At 75.0% G+C, this 17,859-nt stretch carries 15 protein-coding genes; 7 read left to right on the top strand and 8 right to left on the bottom strand.

Annotated elements, in window-relative coordinates; genetic code table 11:
- Nucleotides 1–556: trehalose-phosphatase (locus BUE45_RS33885; RefSeq protein WP_281256357.1), on the bottom strand; the 556-nt coding region annotated here is incomplete at its 3' end.
- Between the two features lie 692 nt (nucleotides 557–1,248).
- Between BUE45_RS33885 and BUE45_RS18925 the strand changes: the two genes are divergently transcribed.
- Nucleotides 1,249–3,228 carry a hypothetical protein gene (locus BUE45_RS18925; protein WP_073380682.1) on the top strand — a complete coding sequence of 660 codons (1,980 nt, stop codon included), beginning with the start codon at nucleotides 1,249–1,251 and terminating at the stop codon, nucleotides 3,226–3,228.
- 58 nt (nucleotides 3,229–3,286) lie between these two features.
- Entirely contained in the window at nucleotides 3,287–5,233 is a 1,947-nt protein-coding gene (locus BUE45_RS18920) for a HEAT repeat domain-containing protein (RefSeq protein WP_073380681.1), read from the top strand.
- Nucleotides 5,234–5,262: 29 nt separating this feature from the next.
- Here the strand turns inward: BUE45_RS18920 and BUE45_RS18915 are convergent, their stop codons facing one another.
- Entirely contained in the window at nucleotides 5,263–5,964 is a 702-nt protein-coding gene (locus BUE45_RS18915) for a class I SAM-dependent methyltransferase (protein ID WP_073380680.1), read from the bottom strand.
- 172 nt (nucleotides 5,965–6,136) lie between these two features.
- On the opposite strand from BUE45_RS18915, the gene BUE45_RS18910 reads away from it, so the two are divergent.
- The 4 genes from BUE45_RS18910 (at nucleotide 6,137) to BUE45_RS33880 (ending at nucleotide 11,517) form a co-directional block, all read left to right on the top strand.
- Nucleotides 6,137–6,964, top strand: a complete 828-nt coding sequence (locus tag BUE45_RS18910) for an SDR family NAD(P)-dependent oxidoreductase (RefSeq protein WP_073380679.1) — start codon at nucleotides 6,137–6,139, stop codon at nucleotides 6,962–6,964.
- 103 nt (nucleotides 6,965–7,067) lie between these two features.
- Complete coding sequence (locus BUE45_RS18905; protein WP_073380678.1) at nucleotides 7,068–7,331, top strand: phosphoribosyl-ATP diphosphatase; 264 nt, start codon at nucleotides 7,068–7,070, stop codon at nucleotides 7,329–7,331.
- A 79-nt stretch (nucleotides 7,332–7,410) separates the two neighbouring features.
- On the top strand, nucleotides 7,411–8,265 hold the full coding sequence (gene hisG / locus BUE45_RS18900) for an ATP phosphoribosyltransferase (protein WP_073380677.1): 855 nt from the start codon (nucleotides 7,411–7,413) through the stop codon (nucleotides 8,263–8,265).
- Between the two features lie 843 nt (nucleotides 8,266–9,108).
- A complete protein-coding gene (locus BUE45_RS33880) occupies nucleotides 9,109–11,517 on the top strand; it encodes a hypothetical protein (RefSeq protein ID WP_073380676.1) in 2,409 nt (802 codons plus the stop codon).
- A gap of 19 nt (nucleotides 11,518–11,536) precedes the next feature.
- On the opposite strand, the gene BUE45_RS18890 is transcribed toward BUE45_RS33880, so the two are convergent.
- The 3 genes from BUE45_RS18890 to BUE45_RS18880 all read right to left on the bottom strand — a co-directional run bounded on the left by BUE45_RS18890 (nucleotide 11,537) and on the right by BUE45_RS18880 (nucleotide 14,413).
- Nucleotides 11,537–11,914 (bottom strand): DoxX family protein, encoded by a 378-nt coding sequence (locus tag BUE45_RS18890; RefSeq protein ID WP_073380675.1) that lies wholly within the window; start codon nucleotides 11,912–11,914, stop codon nucleotides 11,537–11,539.
- 69 nt (nucleotides 11,915–11,983) lie between these two features.
- Entirely contained in the window at nucleotides 11,984–12,196 is a 213-nt protein-coding gene (locus tag BUE45_RS18885) for a YbdD/YjiX family protein (RefSeq protein WP_073380674.1), read from the bottom strand.
- A gap of 6 nt (nucleotides 12,197–12,202) precedes the next feature.
- A complete protein-coding gene (locus BUE45_RS18880; protein ID WP_084737481.1) occupies nucleotides 12,203–14,413 on the bottom strand; it encodes a carbon starvation CstA family protein in 2,211 nt (736 codons plus the stop codon).
- A 213-nt stretch (nucleotides 14,414–14,626) separates the two neighbouring features.
- Here BUE45_RS18880 and BUE45_RS18875 point away from each other — a divergent pair, with 213 nt between their 5' ends.
- Nucleotides 14,627–15,316 carry a spermidine synthase family protein gene (locus BUE45_RS18875; RefSeq protein ID WP_073380673.1) on the top strand — a complete coding sequence of 230 codons (690 nt, stop codon included), beginning with the start codon at nucleotides 14,627–14,629 and terminating at the stop codon, nucleotides 15,314–15,316.
- Nucleotides 15,317–15,619: 303 nt separating this feature from the next.
- Here BUE45_RS18875 and BUE45_RS18870 read toward each other — a convergent pair whose 3' ends face one another.
- The 3 genes from BUE45_RS18870 to pstC all read right to left on the bottom strand — a co-directional run bounded on the left by BUE45_RS18870 (nucleotide 15,620) and on the right by pstC (nucleotide 17,859).
- Entirely contained in the window at nucleotides 15,620–15,835 is a 216-nt protein-coding gene (locus BUE45_RS18870) for an EF-hand domain-containing protein (protein ID WP_073380672.1), read from the bottom strand.
- A 108-nt stretch (nucleotides 15,836–15,943) separates the two neighbouring features.
- Complete coding sequence (pstA, locus tag BUE45_RS18865) at nucleotides 15,944–16,855, bottom strand: phosphate ABC transporter permease PstA (RefSeq protein ID WP_073380671.1); 912 nt, start codon at nucleotides 16,853–16,855, stop codon at nucleotides 15,944–15,946.
- A complete protein-coding gene (gene pstC / locus BUE45_RS18860) occupies nucleotides 16,852–17,859 on the bottom strand; it encodes a phosphate ABC transporter permease subunit PstC (protein ID WP_073380670.1) in 1,008 nt (335 codons plus the stop codon). Before pstC ends, pstA begins: the two co-directional genes overlap by 4 nt.

Below are 17,859 nucleotides of genomic sequence, written 5' to 3'. Positions count from 1 at the left end.
CCCACGAGCGCCGCTCCGCGGCCAACACCGCCAGCAGCTGCGCCGCGGCCGGGGTATCGGCCACCCGGTGCGCGGCCACCGACGGCTCGCCCGCGTCCCCCACCCGCACCCCCGCGTCCGCGCCCGACAGGTGCAGGAACACCGGCTCCTCGCCGTCCCCGCCGCCCATGTACAGCACCGCGGTCGCCTCGACCCGCCCGCGCAGCACCTCCAACGCCTCGGCCTTGCCGTGCGCGGAGGGGTCGGTGCTCACATCGGTGTCGAACTCGGTGCCGTGCGCGCCCACCAGCCGCACCTCCCCGGGCAGCCGCGACAGCGCGGCCAGGTCCCGGACCGGGCGGGCCGAGATCACCGCGCACACCGTGCCCGGCAACTCCGCCAACTCACGCAGGGCGCGCACCGCTTCGGGCAGGGGGCGGCGGTCCGGGTGGACGTCGGAGTCCACCGGGGCGAGGGCGCCGTCGTAGTCGACGGCCACCAGCAGGCGTGAGGTCCGCGCCAGGGCGGACACCCGGCGCCGCACATCGATGGACAAGGGGTCGGGGGTCGCTCTCATGGGCTCCTCCGGCATTCCCGGGACCGCGTCCACCGCCTGGGTGAGCGTCACTGTGCCTCCTCCACTGGTCCACGCAACGACCTGGGGAAATGGGTGATGTGTATGACTCCGCGCGCTTACATCCGGTTCACACTTGACTCGTGTGGAAAACGTAGACCCGGGGCTTGTGGCACGGGTGGGACTTCAGGGGACTTGAAGCAGATCTCAGGAACTTTTAACGCGGATGTGGATGAAAGGGATCGCGCGTAGCGTCAAGATCCGGCCCTCAAGAAGTCAACGCGAGACTACCTTCGGTCTGTTGCCCCTGAGACCCATGGGAAGCGTGATGGAGATCACTCTAGGGGTGTTTCCGGTGGATGGCGAGGGTCTGCCCGGGGTGGAAGGAATTCACCCGATCCCTTGACCGCCAGGGGAATGCGGCGGTTCGCCCCGGGTGATCCGGTGGCGCCCGCGGACGGCGGGCGTGATCTGCGCCCCCCGCCCGCGCCGCGGCGCGGGCGCCGGGACGGGCGCGGGCGACCGCCGCCTCCGCGCCGTCCCGGCCGTGTGAACTGCGGGAGGGGCCCGGGCGTCCCCCTCCGGAAGAGGGCCCGGTCAGCGGGCCGTCCTGGAGGACCGGGAGCCGTCGGCCCCGCCCGACACCGCGATCGCCCGCATCAGGGAACCCCCTGCCACGGAGAAGAAGAACGAACGTGACCGAACACATCCCCGGTCTGGACGAGGTGCCCTGGGGCGACCTCGAAGACGTCCACGGCAGCGCCGCGGACGTCCCCGAGCTGCTGGCCACCGCGTTCACCGGTGAGGAGGCGAAGGCGCGGTCGGCCGTCGACGAGCTGAACGTGAACGTTTACCACCAGGGCGGCCTGATCTGCTCGGCCGCGCCCGCGCTGCTCCCGTTCCTGCTCCGGCTGGCCGCGGACCGGACGCGGCCCGTCTCCGTGAGGTTCGACGCCCTGGAGCTGGTGGCCGACCTGGGGAGCAGCGGGTTCCACGCCGCCCCGCGCTTCGTGGACCCCGGCTGGGGGGCGGCCTGGCGGGCCGCCGTCCCGGAGGCCGCGGACCTCGTGGACGACCCCGAGGCCGCGGTGCGCGTCGCGGCCGCCGCGGTGCTGTCCTGGGAGCGGGAGAGGGGCCGGGAGATGCTCGCGGTGCTGCGCCGCCGCTGGGAGGCCGAGCCCGACGAGGTGACCCGGCTGGGGCTGTTGCGGGCCGCCGCCGCGGTGGTGGGCCGCCATCCGGACGGGGCGGCACTGGTGAAGGCCGCCGAGGGGGATGTGCGGTGGCTGCTGGACCTGCGCGACCACGGGGACACGGACACGAGGATGACCGTCGGCTTCCGGGACCCGCTGCTCTTGCCCGGGGACCCCGTCGGCCTGGCCGTCGCGGCGGTGGAGGAGGCCGGTCCGCGCCCGGCGTGGCTGCGCTCCCTGTACGGCGACCGCTTCGACGCCGAACGCGCGATGAGCGGGGCGCTGGTCCACCGGGTGGCCGTGACGCTCGCGGACCGGCCCGGCGACCGCGCCGACCTGGCGGGCCGGCTGGCGGGGTCCCCGCACGCCGGGGCGCGGCTCGGAGCCGTGGAGGTCATCGCCGGCCTGGTCGGGGAGTTCCGGGGGGCCGAGGAGGAGTGGGCCGACACCGTCGGACCGATGCTGGAGGAGCCCTGGTCCAAGCGCCGGACCCGGGCGGTCCAGATCCTCTCGGTGGCCGGGCGGGCGGCCCGGCGGTGGGCCGACCCGCTCGCAGCGCGGGCCGCCGCCACCCGGGACCCCGAGGAGCGGTCCGCCGCCCTGTTCGGGCTGGCCCGGCTGCGGGACCCGCGGACGGTGCCGCTGCTGGCCGAGCGCGCGGGGGAGCCGTGTTTCGGGCTCCCCGCCGCGGCCTCCCACGGGGCCGGCTGGCTCTTCTCCCCGGCGGTGCCCGACGTGCTGGGACCGCTCGCGCACGAGGCCGGGGCGCTGGTGCCCGCGCTGGAGGCGATGCTGCGCGGCCGGCGGGACTCCGTGCTCCCCGCCCTGGCCACCGCCGGGGAGTGGGGGCCGGCGGCGGCGCCCCTCGCGGACGGGGTGGCGGCGCTGCTGGAGGACTCCGAACACCCCGCGCGCGAGCTGGCCGTGCTCGCCGGGATCGGTCCGGCGGCGGCCCGGCACGCGCCCCTGGTCCGGCGGTTCGCGGAGGCGGGCGACGACGGATCGGCCGCGCTCGCGTTCTGGCGGATCACCGGGGACGCCGAGGCGGCCCTGGAGCTGGCCCGGCAGGCGGGTCCCCGGCGCTGGAACGCGTACTGGACCCTGCTCGCCGAACTCGGCGCGTCGGCCGCGCCCCTGCTGGACGCGGTGCGCGGCGAGGCGGAGCGGGGCAACCCCCTGGCGGCGCTGGCGCTCTGGCGGACCACCGGGGACGCCGAGGCCGTGCTGCGGTCCCTCCTCGACGGCGCGGACGCCCCGCTGGGCGGGGGCGTGCACTCCTGGGCCGGCCCGGTGGCGGTGCGGGCGGTGCGGGAGATGGGCGGGGCGGCGGCGCCCGCGCTGCCCCGGCTGCGGGAGCTGCGGGACGCCCGGCGCCGACCGGGCGCGGGCAGGACGGGAAGCGGCTCCGGCTGGCGCGACGTCGCCCGGGACCGGGAGCTGCTGGCCCTGCTCGACACCGCGCTCGCGCGGATCGGCGGCTGACCCGCGGGGCACGCGAAAGGGCTTGCCCCGGGAGCCGGGTGTGCGGTTCCGTGGCCGCATGATCGCGGACGCCCGCCTGCGCGGGCTGGACGAGGTGCCCTGGGACGCGCTGGAGGGCTGCCGGGGGGAGCGCGGCGCCGACGTGCGCGAGGACCTCGCCGCGGCGCTCACCGGGACCCCCGCGGAGGCCGTGGACGCACTCCAGGACCTGGACGACGCCCTGGCCGACAGGGGGTGCGGGGACCGGCTCCCCTCGGCCGTGCCCGCGGCGCTGCCGTTCCTGGTGCGGGTCGCCGCCGACGCAGACCGGCCCCGCCGGGTCCGGACCGGGGCCCTGGACCTGGTCGGGGACGTGTGCTCGGCGTGGGACGGCGCCCCCGGGCCGCAGGCCGCCCGGGACGCGCTCCTGGCCGGGCTGCCGCCCCTGCTCACCGACCCCGGGCCCGGGGTGCGCACCCGGGCCGCGCAGGCCCTGGCCTGGACCGGGGACACCGCCGCCCTGGAGACCCTGCGCGAACGCTGGGAGGACGAGGCCGACCCCGGGGTCCGGCTCCGGCTGCTGGCCGCCGCCGTCCGGCTCGCCGGGCGGGTCGGGGCCACCGCGGGGCCGGCGCCGCGGTGGCCGGCCGCGCCGGCGGGGGAGGGCGACCCGGAGGAGCGGATGCTGGTCGCGTTCGGCTCGGCCGCCGCGGCCCCCGCCGATCCGGTCCCGCCGGCCCGGGCCGCCATGGACGACCTCGTCCTGCGGGCGCATCCGCCGTGGTTCCGGGCCGCCGGGCTGGGCGCCGACGGCCGGGACGCCGAACGCTTCCGCTACGCGCAGGTCTGGATCCACCGGGCCCTGGGGCGCGCGGGGCGGGGCCGGGTGACCTCGGCCCTGCTCGGCCACCCCGACGCACGGGTGCGCGCGGCGGCCGTGCGGGCGGCCGTGGACCTGGTGGGGGAGTTCCGCTCGGAGGCCGGGCGGTGGGACCGCGGTGCCGGGGCGCTGCTGGAGGACCCCGACGCGGGGGTGCGCCGGTGGGCGCTGCGGCTGCTCTCGACCTCCGGGGAGGGGGCGCGGCCGTGGGCGGACCGGCTGGCCGCCCGCGCGGTGGAGCCCGGCGGCGACGCCGCCACGGCACTGCTCACCCTGGCCCGGCTCGGCGATCCGCGCGCGCTCCCGCTGCTCCTGGGCCGCGCCCGCCTTCCGCTGTTCGGGTTCGGCCCGGTGCCCTCCCGGGACCCCTGGGGCTGGGGCCCGACGTTCGAGGAGGTCCTGGAGGCGTTCGCGCCCCGGGCCGGCGCACTGCTGCCGCACCTGGAGGAGCGGATGGCGGGGGACCCCTGGGAGGCCCGGTGGATCCCGCCCTCCCTGGCCGGGTGGGGGCCCCGGGCCGCACCGCTGGCCGACGCCGTCGCCGGGCTCCTCGCCGACCACGACCGGGTCCCGGAACTGCTGGAGGTGCTGGCCGCGATCGGCCCCGCCGCCGCGCGGCACGCCCCCGCGGTGCGGGGGGCGGCCTCCCGGAGCCGGTGGCGGGCGGCCCGCGCCCACCTGCGGCTCACCGGGGACGCGGGCGCGTCGCTGGACCTGCTCGGCCCGTTCTCCGACGGGTGGCGCGAGGGCGCGTGGGGGCTGCTCGCCGACGCCGGTCCCGCGGCGGTCCGGTACGAGGCCGGCCTGCGGCGGTACACGGATCTGCGGGGACCGCACGACGCGGCGGCGCTGCGCGCCCTGTGGCACATCACCGGTGACACGGACACGGTGCTCGCCGCGCTGCTGGACACGGAGCACCCCTACCTGGGCGCCCGGGTGCTCACCGGGACGGGCCTGGCCGCCGTGCGGCTGCTCGGGGAGGTCGGGCCGCCCGCCCGGGGCGCGCTGCCGCGCCTGCGGGCACTGCGCGACGCGGACCGCACGGCGCACGCGGCGCCGTCGGCTCAGGGCCCGCGCGGCATCGCCCGGGACCGGGAGCTGGTCGCCCTGCTGCGCCGGGCGGTGGCGCGGATCGGCGGGGGGTGAGGGGCCCGTCCCCGGACGGGCCCCGGCGGTCACGCGGTCTTGTCGGGCTTGCGCAGGTGGTGGACGAACGCGGGCGGGATGTTGGCCAGCACCTTGTCCGACCGGACGCCGTACCGGTCGATCCACTCCTGGACCACCCAGCTGGTGCGCGCCTGGCGCAGGTAGTCCTCGCGGCGGGCGATGACCGCCTTCACCTCCTTGGTGTACAGGTAGCCGTAGAAGGAGAGGTGGCCGCCCGGGCGCAGCACCTCGAAGTAGTACTCCAGGATCTCGCGGACGGCGTCGGCGGTGAAGTTCGCGAACGGCAGGCCCGACAGGATCACGTCGTAGGTGCGGTCGGTGCCCATGTCGCCGACCAGCTTGGCGTGCACCGTCGCCTGCGGGGCGATCGGCGACAGCACGGGGTCGCTCTCCAGCAGGCCTTCCAGGTACGCCGCGAACTCGGGGTTGGCCTCCACCAGGTCGGCGGTGTCCCCCGGGACCATCGCGGGGGCGATCCCGCGGGTGATCGCCCCCGTGCCCGCGCCCACCTCCATGATCCGCAGCGGCTCGTCGGGTACCGGACGGGCTCGGACGTGTTCGGCCATCGCCCGGGCCAGCGCGGGGCTGCTGGGGACGATGGAGCCGGTGGCGTGGAACGTCCGCAGCGCCTGTGTGAAGAACAGCCTGGTGTCACGCAGGCGTTCGTCGAGGGCGGCGAGGGGTCCGGTGGTGCTCTTTGTCTCGGACATATCCGAACGCTAGCCCCTGGCGGCCCCGGATGGGAGACGCGGGTGATGCCGTGCCGTGAATTGACGGTGTGGACCATCCCACGGGAGGGCCGGGAACTCCGGGGCCGGCGGTTCCGGGCCGCACGGCGGCCCGGCGGGGGCGCGCCGGGGGGCCTGGTCCTAAGCTGGCCCCATGAGCGAAGCGGACCAGGACACCGGGGCCGAGCACACCCGGACCGCGCTGGTGACCGGGGCCTCCTCCGGTATCGGCGAGGAGTACGCGCGCCGCCTGGCCCAGCGCGGCTACGGCCTGGTGCTGGTGGCCAGGCGCCGGGAGGTGCTGGAGTCGCTGGCCGAGGAGATCCGCGACCTCTACTCCACCCCCGTCGAGGTGCTCCCGGCCGACCTGGGCTCGCGCGCCGGGGTGGCCGCGGTCGCCGCCCGCCTCACCGCCGACGGCACCGGTGACGCGGGAGCGGTCGACCTGCTCGTCAACAACGCCGGGCGCGGCGACGGCGGCGCGTTCACCGAGCAGGACCCCGCCGGGATCGACGCCATGCTCGACCTCAACGTGCGCGCCGTCCTGCACCTCACCCGCGCCGTCCTGCCCGTGCAGATCGCCCGCCGGGCGGCGGGGGAGAAGGAGCGGCTGGGCGTCATCACCGTGTCCTCGCTGGCCGGGGAGCCCGCCGTCAACCCCGGCGGCTCGGTGTACGGGGCGGGCAAGAAGTTCCTCACCCTGTGGAGCGAGAGCGTCTCCGCCGAGGTGCGGGCCAAGGGCGTGTCCGTCACCGTGGTCCTGCCCGGCTTCGTGCGCACCGATATGACCCTGGGCGTGCAGGAGAGGGGGCTGCCCGAGTTCGCGTTCACGCCCAAGGAGCACATCGTCCGCGACTCGCTGCGTGCCTGGGCCGCGGGGCGGTCCCACGTGGTCTCCGGACCCCAGTACCAGATCGCCGACGGGCTGCTGCGGATCCTGCCGCGCGCCGTGGTGCGGCTGGTGGCCCGCCGCATGGTGTGACACGTTCCCCTGCCCGCATGCTGAGACTTCCCACCGCGGGTGCCACACGCGGTGGCCGCAGCGCCTAGGCTTGTCAGTGCACTGTCGGTCGAGGAAAGACACCATGAAGACCTTCGAAGAGCTGTTCGCCGAGCTGTCCGAGAAGGCGCGCTCCCGACCCGAGGGGTCCGGGACCGTCGCCCAGCTCGACGCCGGCGTGCACGCCATCGGAAAGAAGGTCGTCGAGGAGGCCGCAGAGGTCTGGATGGCCGCCGAGTACGAGTCGGACGAGCAGGCCGCCGAAGAGATCTCGCAGCTCCTCTACCACCTCCAGGTCCTGATGCTGGCCCGTGGCCTGCGGCTGGAAGACGTCTACAGGCATCTGTAGGTCGGCGCGCCCCGACCACACGGCGCGTACGGCCGTTCGACGTCTTCGCACACGCAGAGCCAACACGAAAGCCAGCCACATGCCCGACATGCTGAGAATCGCCGTGCCCAACAAGGGCCAGTTGTCCGAGCCCGCCGTCGAGATGCTGCGCGAGGCCGGGTACCGCCAGCGCAAGAGCAGCCGCGACCTGGTGATGGTGGACCCCGACAACGACACCGAGTTCTTCTTCCTGCGCCCCAAGGACATCGCCGTGTACGTCGGCGAGGGCATCCTCCAGGCCGGGATCACCGGCCGCGACATGCTGCTGGACTCCGGCGCGCCCGTGGACGAGGTGCTGCAGCTGGGGTTCGGCGGGTCCACGTTCCGGTTCGCCGCGCCCAACGGCGCGGGCATGGAGGTCGCCGACCTCTCCGGCAAGCGCATCGCCACGTCGTTCGACGGCCTGCTCGGCAGGTACCTGGAGCAGCAGGGGATCGACGCGCGCGTCATCCACCTGGACGGGGCGGTGGAGAGCTCCGTGCAGCTGGGGGTGGCCGACGCCGTCGCCGACGTGGTGTCGACCGGCACCACCCTGCGCCAGGCCGGGCTGGAGACCTTCGGGGAGCCGATCCTGGTGTCGGAGGCGGTGGTGATCCGCCCGGTGGACGCCGAGCCCGACGCCAAGTTCGACACCCTGCTGCGGCGGCTGCACGGCGTCCTGGTCGCCCGCGACTACGTGATGATGGACTACGACGTGCACGCCGAGCGCCTGGAGGCGGCGGTGGCGCTGACGCCCGGGATGGAGGGGCCGACGGTGTCGCCCCTGCACCGGGAGGGCTGGGTGGCGGTGCGCTCGATGGTGCCGCGCCGCGACGCCCAGCGGATCATGGACGACCTGTGGCAGCTGGGCGCCCGGGCGATCCTGGTGACGGACATCTACGCCTGCCGCCTCTAGGGACGGCAGGTGTGCGAGGGGCCCGCGGTACGCCGCGGGCCCCTTGCCGTGCCCGGGTCGGGTGCGGGGCGGCGGCCGGGTGGCCGGGGCCCGGAGGAGGTGCCGGCCGGGCGTGACGCGGCCGGCGGGGCCGCCGGGCCGCCTCCCGGACGCGCCGGAGGTCCCGGCGGTGGTCCGGTGCCGGGCCCGCGCCCCCGGGCGACCCCTCCCCGGGGGGCGTGGGAGACGTACGTCACCCTCCCGGGGAACGTGTGTCCTCGGGCGGGCGCCGCGGTGGCGGGTCCGCCACCGCGCGGGGCGGGCGGGCCCGCCCGCCCCCTCCGGCGGGTGGCGCCCCGTCGCCGGTCCGCGGGAGGTCCTGCGGGGCGGACGGCCGCCGTCGTCCCTGGTCGCGGCGGGGCCGGGGACGACGGCGCGGTGCGGTGGGCGGTCGGCCGCCGTGGGAGGCGCCGTCCCGGCGCCCGCATCGGGAGAGGTGGTGTCGCGGCCGGTGCCGGGACCGTTCGCCGGTCCCGTTCCGGGGCCCGTTCCCGGGCACCCGCCGCGGAGGCGGGCCGCGGTCCCGCCGGGTGCTAGCCCGGGGTCCGGGCGCCGGGCCCCGGCGTCCTGTGGGGTTCGACACGGGCCCGGACCTGCGGTCCCGCCCGGTGCGGCGCCCGCCCCGGGAGACCGCCGTGGTCCGCAGACCCCGGTGGGCCGGGGTTTCGGTCGACCCCGAACCCGTTATCCACCGGTTCGGTGGTGTTCACACACCGTTCGCCCCCGGTGATGCCCCGTGGCCGAAGGTGGTCGATTTCGGGGGAGGACTCCGGCACTGACCGAGGACTGTGTCACGATGCCCGAATGATCGAAGACTTCCGCCGCTCCGTCGCCGACGTCGTCGAGGCCGCGCAGTCGCGGCCCCACGAGGTTCTACCGCTCGCCGGGACACTGTTCCAGCTGGCCGGGCACGTGCCCGTCGGGGAGCGGGTCGCGGCGCTCGCCGCCATCGCCGAACGTCTGCGGGCGCCGGAGCGGATCGCCCTGGGGGCGGTCGCCGATCTGGCGGTGCTGTGCGGCGCCCTCGTCGAGGTGGGGACCCCCGCCGGGGCCGCGGGGGTCGAGATCACCCGCCGCGCCCGCGAGGTCGGCGGGCAGGCGCTGCGGTTCGCGGACGCCTGGGAGGGCACCGGCGAGGACGCGCCGCCCCACCCGAGGGAGACCGGGGAGTCGCACCGGGCGCGGGTGGCCCCGGTGCTCGGCGACGGCGCCATGTACGCGCTCGCCTCCTGGGCGACCATGCAGCCGTACGGGATCGCCGTCCGCGCCGTGCTGGGCGACGCCGAGGTGCGCGCCGCGCTGCGCGAGGACCCGCGGGGCCTGTCCGAGCTGCTGGTGCTGTCCTCCCGGATGAGCCGCCACGTCGAGGAGTTCGGCGAGGTGCACGAACTGCTGCTGCTGGCCGAGACGGACCGGATGCTCGTCCTGGACCGCGCGTCCGGGCGCGCCTTCCGGGTGCGCTTCGACGGGGTCGGGGACAACTTCCAGCTGCACACGCTGCTGGCCGACGCGCTCATCGGCCCTGAGGGCCGGGGCGTGCCCGGGCAGCGGCCGATGCCGGACTGGGTGGCCTCCGCCACCGACCTGCGCGACGACCCCCGGCTGTCGATCGTCGAGGGCGAGTGGGACCTGGTGGGCGGCGACGGCACGTGGGTGGGGAACGAGCAGACCCCGGGCTCGGTGCCGCTGGTGGACGGCGAGCGGGTGCTGGTCCTGGAGCAGATCTCCCTCAAGCACACCTGGCGCACCGGCCGCCGCCACCCGCACATCACCGGGTGGCTGCGGGTCGAGGAGGAGCTGGGCCGCGACGAGGCCGCCGCCTGGTGGGGCCGGATGCACCCGGCGGGCGTCGTCGTGCACCCGCTGGTGCAGAGCCAGGAGGAGACGTCCCCCGTGGTGGACGTGCCGCCGGAGGAGCTGTCGGGCGCGTGGGACCCCGCCGGGCCGCCCCCGGCTCCGGGGGTTCCCGACGGCCGGGGCGGCACGGACCCCTGGACGCCGCAGGCCCCGGCCGACCCCGGCTCGGACGACGCTTCCTGGGGTGCCGTCCGCGCCTCGGGCCCCTCCGACGCCTCGGGCGGGTGGCCTTCTGCTGACGTGGGTGGTGGTGCCCCCGGTGCTCCCGGGCACGGTGGGCCTGTGGGTGCGCCTTCGGGCGGGTGGTCGTCGGCCGATGCGGGCGGCGGTTCCGGCGTGCCGGGTGCCGCCTCGGGCGGATGGCCTGCTGCCGGTGCGGGTGGTGGCGCCCCCGGCGCCTCCGGGCATGGTGGCTCGGCGGGTACGGGTGCGCCTTCGGGCGGTTGGCCGTCGGCCGATGCGGGCGGTGGTGCTCCCGGGTACGGGGGTTCCGCCGCCGGGCAGGGCGAGCCTTCGGGCGGGTGGCCGGCCGCCGGTGCGGGCGGTGGCGGCTCTGGTGCCGCCGGTGCCTCCGGGCACGGTGGGTCCACGGGAGCGGGCCTGTCCTCGGGCGGTTGGCCTGCGGCCGATGCGGGCGGTGGTGCGCCTGGTGTTCCCGGGCACGGTGGGCCGGCGGGTGCGGGCGAGCCTTCGGGCGGTTGGCCTGCGGCCGGTGCGGGCGGTGGTGCCCCCGGGTACGGGGGTTCCGCCGCCGGGCAGGGTGCGGCGTCAGGAGGGTGGCCGGCCGCCGGTACGGGTGGTGGCCCTGGTGCCGCCGGTGCCTCTGCTGCTCCTGGGCATGGTGGGTCGGCGGGTGCTGGTGCAGCTTCGGGCGGCTGGCCTTCCGCCGGTACGGGTGGTGTCCCTGATGCCGCCGGTGCTTCTGAGCATGGTGGGTCGGCGGGTCCGGGTTCGTCCTCGGGCGGCCGGCCTTCCGCCGATGTCGGCGGAGGCACCCCCGGTGCGCGCCCCGACACGGGCGGGTGGCAGCCCGCCGACACGGGCGCCGGCCACGGCGGGCCGACCGGGGCGCAGCGGGCCTACGGGAACGAGACCGCCGCCGGCGCGCACGGCGCCCCAGCGGGGGCCCCGGCCGCGCAGGGCTCCTGGGACGCCTTCGGCGGCGGCGCGCAGGCCGCGCCCCCCGGGGCCTCGCTGGTGCCGCCGCCCCCGGCGGACCGCTGGGAGGTCGAGGCGGAGCCCTCGATCGCCGAGGGCCCGGGGACGGACCGCGAGCCGCCGGGCGCCGGCCTGCTGGAGCCGATGCCGGAGGGCGTCTCCGACAGCAGCGGCTGGGGTCCTTCCTGGAAGTCCTGACCCCGGCGCGCCCTCCCGGTCAGTCCTGCGCGGGGCGGGACTGCAGGGCGGCCCAGATGAGGGGCACCTGGAGGGGCACGCGCCCCCAGGCGAGGAGGCGGTTGTCGGCCGGGCCCGGCAGGTGGCCCGAGCCCGAGTCCAGCGCCATGCGCACGTTGGCCGGCCAGACCGCCAGCAGCAGGCCCGCACCGGCCGGGCCCGCCCAGCGGCGGCGGGTCAGCAGCCCCAGGCCGCAGGCGATCTCGGCGGCGCCGCTGCCGTACACCCACGCCCGCGGCGCGGGCAGGGAGCGCGGCATGATCGCCTGGAACGGCTTCGGGGCGGCGAAGTGCAGCACGCCCGAGGCCAGGAACAGGCCGCCGAGCGCGAAGGGGGCGACGGTGCGCAGTCTCTTCATCACACCCCCAAGTTACCCGCGGGTCACAAAACGCGGAAGGGCCCCGGAGGAACTCCGGGGCCCCGCCACCTAGCAGCAGCGCGACCCGGGATCCGTGTCGCCCCTGTCCGTATGGTGGCGCCAGAAGACGCGCTCTCCCATGGGCTCCACCCCCGGGTGCTCCCGGGCGTGGTGCTCCAGATAGATCTCGTACGCCCGCTCGCCCGCGATCCCGCGGGCGATCTGCCACGCCTCCCGCAGTCCGCGCAGCAGCCTCGGACCGAGTTCCGAGCCCGTCGCCATCGTCCGCTACTCCTTCTTCTCCTCGGCGCCCACGCCTTCCAGGCTCCGTGCGTACTCGCGCTCCTCCCGGGTCGGGATGAGCCCGTCCGGAGCCCAGCTCCGGGACTTCTCGTACGGGACCTCCGTCAGCGGCAGCGACCCCGCCGGGGCGCGCAGCGCCTGGATCCACACCCGGACCGAGTCGACCAGGATGATGACCACCAGCAGCGCGAACAGCACCGAGAGGGTGCCCTGGACGGTCGTGTTCACGACCACCTGGCGCATGGCCTCCTCGCCCTGCACCGCGCCCACCCCGGGCTCGCCGTTGGCGAGGGCCTCGGAGAACTGGCTGCGCTGGGCGAAGAACCCGATCTTCGGGTCGGGCGAGAACACCTTCTGGTAGCTCGCGGTCAGCGTGACCACGGCGTCCCAGGCCAGGGGCACCAGGGTGACCCAGGCGTATTTGGCCTTGCCCGCCTTGATGATCAGCGTGGTGCACACCGCCAGCGCGATCGCCGCCAGCAGCTGGTTGGCGATGCCGAACAGCGGGAACAGCTGGTTGATGCCGCCCAGCGGGTCGTTCACGCCCGCCCACAGGAAGTAGCCCCAGCCGCCGACGATCAGCGCGCTGCAGATCCACGCCCCGGGCCGCCAGCTCGGGTTGCGCATCGGCTTGTACACGTTGCCCAGGGTGTCCTGGAGCATGAACCGGCCGACGCGCGTGCCGGCGTCGACGGTGGTGAGGATGAACAGCGCCTCGAACATGACGGCGAAGTGGTACCAGAACGCCATCATGGCCTGGCCGCCGAACACGCTGGAGAAGATCGTCGCCGCGCCCAGGGCGAACGTGGGCGCACCGCCGGTGCGGGCGATGATCTCGTTCTCGCCGATGTCCCGCGCGATCTGCTGGAGGGTCGCGGCGTCCACCGTGAAGCCGAGCTGGCTGACGGTGGCCGCGGCGGACTCCACGCTGCCGCCCAGGGCGTTCATCGGCATGTTCATCGCGAAGTACACGCCGGGGTCGATGATGCACGCGGTGATCAGGGCCATGACCGCCACGAACGACTCGGTGAGCATGGACCCGTATCCGATCATCCGGACCTGGGTCTCCTTCTCGATGAGCTTGGGCGTGGTGCCCGAGGAGATCAGTGCGTGGAACCCCGACAGGGCGCCGCAGGCGATCGTGATGAACACGAACGGGAACAGCGGCCCGGCCACCACCGGGCCCTGGCCGTTGAAGGCGAACTCGGTGAACCGCGGCAGTTGCAGCGACGGCATCGCGATGAGGATCGACACCGCGAGAAGCACGACCACGCCGACCTTCATGAAGGTCGACAGGTAGTCGCGCGGGGCCAGCAGCAGCCACACCGGCAGGACCGAGGCGATGAAGCCGTAGGCGATCAGGCCGATGGTCAGCTCGTTCTTGGTGAAGAGGAAGACCTCGCTCAGGACCGCGTGCTCGGCCACCCAGCCGCCGCCGACGATGGACAGCAGCAGCAGGACGACGCCGATGGCGGAGGTCTCCATGACCTTGCCCGGCCTGACGAACCGCAGGTACACGCCCATGAACAGGGCGATGGGGATCGTCATGATCAGGGAGAACGCGCCCCACGGCGACTCGGCCAGCGCGTTCACGACCACCATGGCCAGCACGGCCAGCAGGATGATCATGATGGACAGCACGGCGATGAGCGCCGCGATGCCGCCGACCGGGCCGATCTCCTCGCGCGCCATCTGGCCGAGCGAGCGGCCGTTGCGGCGGGTGGAGAAGAACAGCACGACCATGTCCTGCACGGCACCCGCGAAGATCACACCCAGGATGATCCAGATGGTGCCGGGCAGGAAGCCCATCTGCGCGGCGAGGACCGGGCCGACGAGCGGGCCGGCGCCGGCGATGGCGGCGAAGTGGTGGCCGTAGAGCACCCGGCGGTCGGTCGGGTGGAAGTCGGCGCCGTTGTCGAGGCGCTCGGCCGGGGTGGCGCGTGTCGCGTCGGCCACCAGCACCTTGTACTGGATGAACCGTGCGTAGAAGCGGTAGGCGATGGCGTAGGACGCGAGCGCGGCGAAGATCAGCCAGGCGGCCGACACCTCTTCGCCCCGGCCGATGGCGATCACGCCCCACGAGACGGCACCCACCAGAGCGACGCCGGCCCAGACGGCGATGCTCTTGGGCGTCCATTTCGGTTTGCCCGGCGCGGGCGGTGGAGCCGCCCGGCCGTTGACCGGAACAGATGACATCTGATCCTTCTCTCTAACCTGTCGGGCCCCCGGGGAGGAATCCGGGGGCCGTATCGCGACAATCGTGCAGGACCTACCCCTGTTACGGGCGTCACAAAGGGACCGGTTGTATCACAGATTCAACACTTCGGGAACTTTCCAGAAACGGTCTGCTAGGTGCACGAACGCGCGAAGCGCTGTGCCCCGGGCCCTCCCGGACGGCACAATGGCGGGATGGACACACGGCAGGTGGCGGAGGAGACGGAGACGCTCGCCCGGGTCAAGGGCGAGACGGGCGGCGACCTGGTGCTGCGCCGGGTGGGCGCGCACTACGAGATCTACAGCAACGGGGTGTTCCTCATGGACACCCGCGACGGGACCTCGGAGCGGGAGATGGTCCGGGCCAGCCTGGCGGCGCTGCCGCGGGGGCGCTCACGGGCCCGCGTGCTCATCGGCGGCCTGGGGGTGGGCTTCTCGGCCCGGGAGGCGCTGGACGACCCCCGGGTATCCCTGGTGGAGGTCGTCGAACTGGAGCCGCACGTCATCGCCTGGCACGACGGGGAGCTGGGCGAGGCCGCGGGGTACGTGCACCGGGAGCCCCGCTGCCGGGTGCACAACGACGACATCGTCGCCTGGACGCAGGCGGCCGCCGGGCGCTCCCAGCGCTACGACGCGATCTGCCTGGACACCGACAACGGTCCGGACTGGACGGTGACCGAGGCCAACGACCGGCTGTACCGGCCGGCCGGGCTGGACCTGCTCGGGGGCCTGCTGGCGCCCGGCGGGGTGCTGGCGTTCTGGAGCGCCAACGCGGTGGACTCCTTCGAGGAGCTGCTGCGGGAGCGCTTCGCCCGGGTGGACGTGATCGAGGTGACGGTGGCGCGCGGCGTCCCGGACACCGTCTACCTGGCCCGGGAGCCCTGACCCGCCGACCCGTCCGGAGCCCGGCGGCGGACGCCGTCCGGCCCTGCGTCACGGGCGGGGCCCGCCTCGGCCGGGATGTCGCCGACGCGCGGCACCCGGCCGCCCCGGCCCGCCGGGCGGCGTCGCCCACCGCGCCGGTGGCCGCGGGCCCCGGCGGCCGGTGCCACCGGCGGTCCCGGCCGCGGTGCCCCCGGAGGGCCCGGGGAGAGGCTCGGGGAGGGCACGGTGTCCCGCGTCCGCAGCCGCGGGACACCGTCCACGTCGCACGGGACCGCGGTCCGGGGGCGGTCCCGGCCGCGGGCGTCAGTTCCGGGAGGACATGAACCGGGCGAACTCCTCCAGGGAGATGCGCGAGTCGCCGTTGGAGTCCATGGCGCGCACCGTCTCGGCGGCCTGCTCGTGGGTGCACGCGTCGCCCAGGTTGCGCATCAGGGCCACCAGCTCGTCGGCGGAGATGCGGCCGTCGCCGTCGGCGTCGACGAGGGCGAACGTGGCGGCGTACTCGGAGGTCTCGGGCATTGTCTCTCCCAGTCGGGGGTCCGTTGGTGCGGAAAAGGCTACAGGTAGGACGAAGGGCCGCGCCGGGCGGTTCTCGCACCGGGGCGGCCCTTGCGGGGACTCACGCGTTCACTTGCCGACGGACGCCCGGGAGCCGATCCAGCGGGCGATCACCGTGAACAGCAGCACCAGGAGGAACAGGCACAGCGCCGCGCCCCACGCGCGGTCGATGCCCGCCTCGAACGGCTGGGCCGCGCCCCGGTACAGCTGCATCGGCACGGCGCCCTGGGGGGAGCCCTGGAACGCGGTGACGATGATGCCGGTGCCGAAGGCCGTCAGCAGCAGCGGCGCGGTCTCGCCGATACCGCGGGCGACCGCCAGCATCGAACCGGTGGTCAGGCCGGGGGCGGCGGCGGGCAGCACCGTGTGGACGATGGTCTGCCACTTGCGCGCGCCCAGGCCGTAGCTGGCGTTGCGCATCTCGTTCGGCACCAGGCGCAGCATCTCCTCCGCCGAGCGCGTGACGATCGGCAGCATCATCACCGCGATCGCCACGGCGCCCACGAACGTGCCGAAGCCCATCCCACCCCAGCCGATCACCAGCAGGCCGTAGACGAACAGGCCCACGAAGATCGAGGGGATGCCGGTCATCACGTCGGTGAAGAAGCGGATCGCGCCGGTCAGGCGGTTGGGGCCGTACTCCACGATGTACACGGCGGTGGCGATGCCGAACGGGATCGACATCGCGACGGCCAGCACCATGATGTACAGCGTGCCGAAGAAGCCGGCCGCGTAGCCGCCGCCCTCGCGCCGGGGCGGGGGCTCGGTGGCCGTGAAGAACTCCAGGTTCACCACGCCGATGCCGCGCCGGGTGACCTCGAAGATGATGAGGAACAGCGGGATCATCGCGAGGATCATCGCGCCGGTCAGGATGACCGTGGCCGAGCGGTTCTTGAACCGCCGGAAGCCGGAGCCGGGCGGGCGCACGCTCAGCGGGACGTGCTGCGCCGGGGTCGGGGGTGTCGTGGTCGCGGTGCTCATACTGCGGCGTCTCCCGTGAACTGCCCCAGGCGCCACACGACGACGCGGGCCAGGACGTTGATGATCATCGTGACCAGGAACAGGGCGACACCGATCGCCATGAGCCCGGTCCGGGTCTCCGGCGAGGACTCGCCGAAGGTCGCGGCGATGTGCGAGGCCATGCTGCTGCCGGTGCCGAAGAGGCTGGCGCCCCAGGACTGGGAGCCGCCGATCAGCATCAGGACCGCGATGGTCTCGCCCAGGGCGCGGCCCAGGCCCAGCATGGTCGCGGCGACGATGCCGGAGAAGCTGGAGGGCAGCACCACCTTGGTGATGACCTCCCACCGGGTGGAGCCCAGCGCGTAGCCGGCCATCTGCTGCTCCAGCGGCTGCACCGCGATGACCTCGCGGATGATGGCGGTCATGATCGGCAGGATCATGATCGCCAGCACGATGCCCGCGGGGAAGTAGCCGACGCCGCGCACCGGGCCCTCGAAGAGGAAGAACCAGCCCAGGGTGGACTCGACCAGCTCGAAGAAGGGGCGCATCACGTTCGGCAGGAACCAGTGCAGGCCCCAGAGGCCGAAGATGACGCTGGGCACCGCGGCCAGCAGCTCCACTGTGTAGGAGAGCGGCTTGGCGATACGGCGCGGGGCCATGTGGGTGAGGTAGACGGCGACCATGATCGCCAGGGGCAGCGCGATGATGATCGCGATGGTCGCGGTCACCAGGGTGCCGTAGATGAACGGCCAGGCGCCGTACGTGCCCGTGATCTCGGTACGGGAGCCGCCGGCCGTCCAGTCCTGCCCGAAGAGGAACCCGAAGAAGCCCTCCTTGGCGAACACCGGCCACGCCTCGGTGGTGGTCCGGATGACCATCAGCGCCAGGATGACCAGCACGATGGTCCCGGAGGCGGCGACGGTCCACTTGAAGATCGGGTCGGCCATCCGCCCTCTGCCGGACGCCAGGGTCCTCCGTGGGGAGTCCTCGGGGGCCTGCGGGGCCTCGGGGGCCTCGGTGGGCAT

It is taken from the genome of Nocardiopsis flavescens (genome assembly GCF_900141985.1).
Classification (GTDB): domain Bacteria; phylum Actinomycetota; class Actinomycetes; order Streptosporangiales; family Streptosporangiaceae; genus Nocardiopsis; species Nocardiopsis flavescens.
This window is presented reverse-complemented; position numbering and strand designations above follow the sequence as displayed.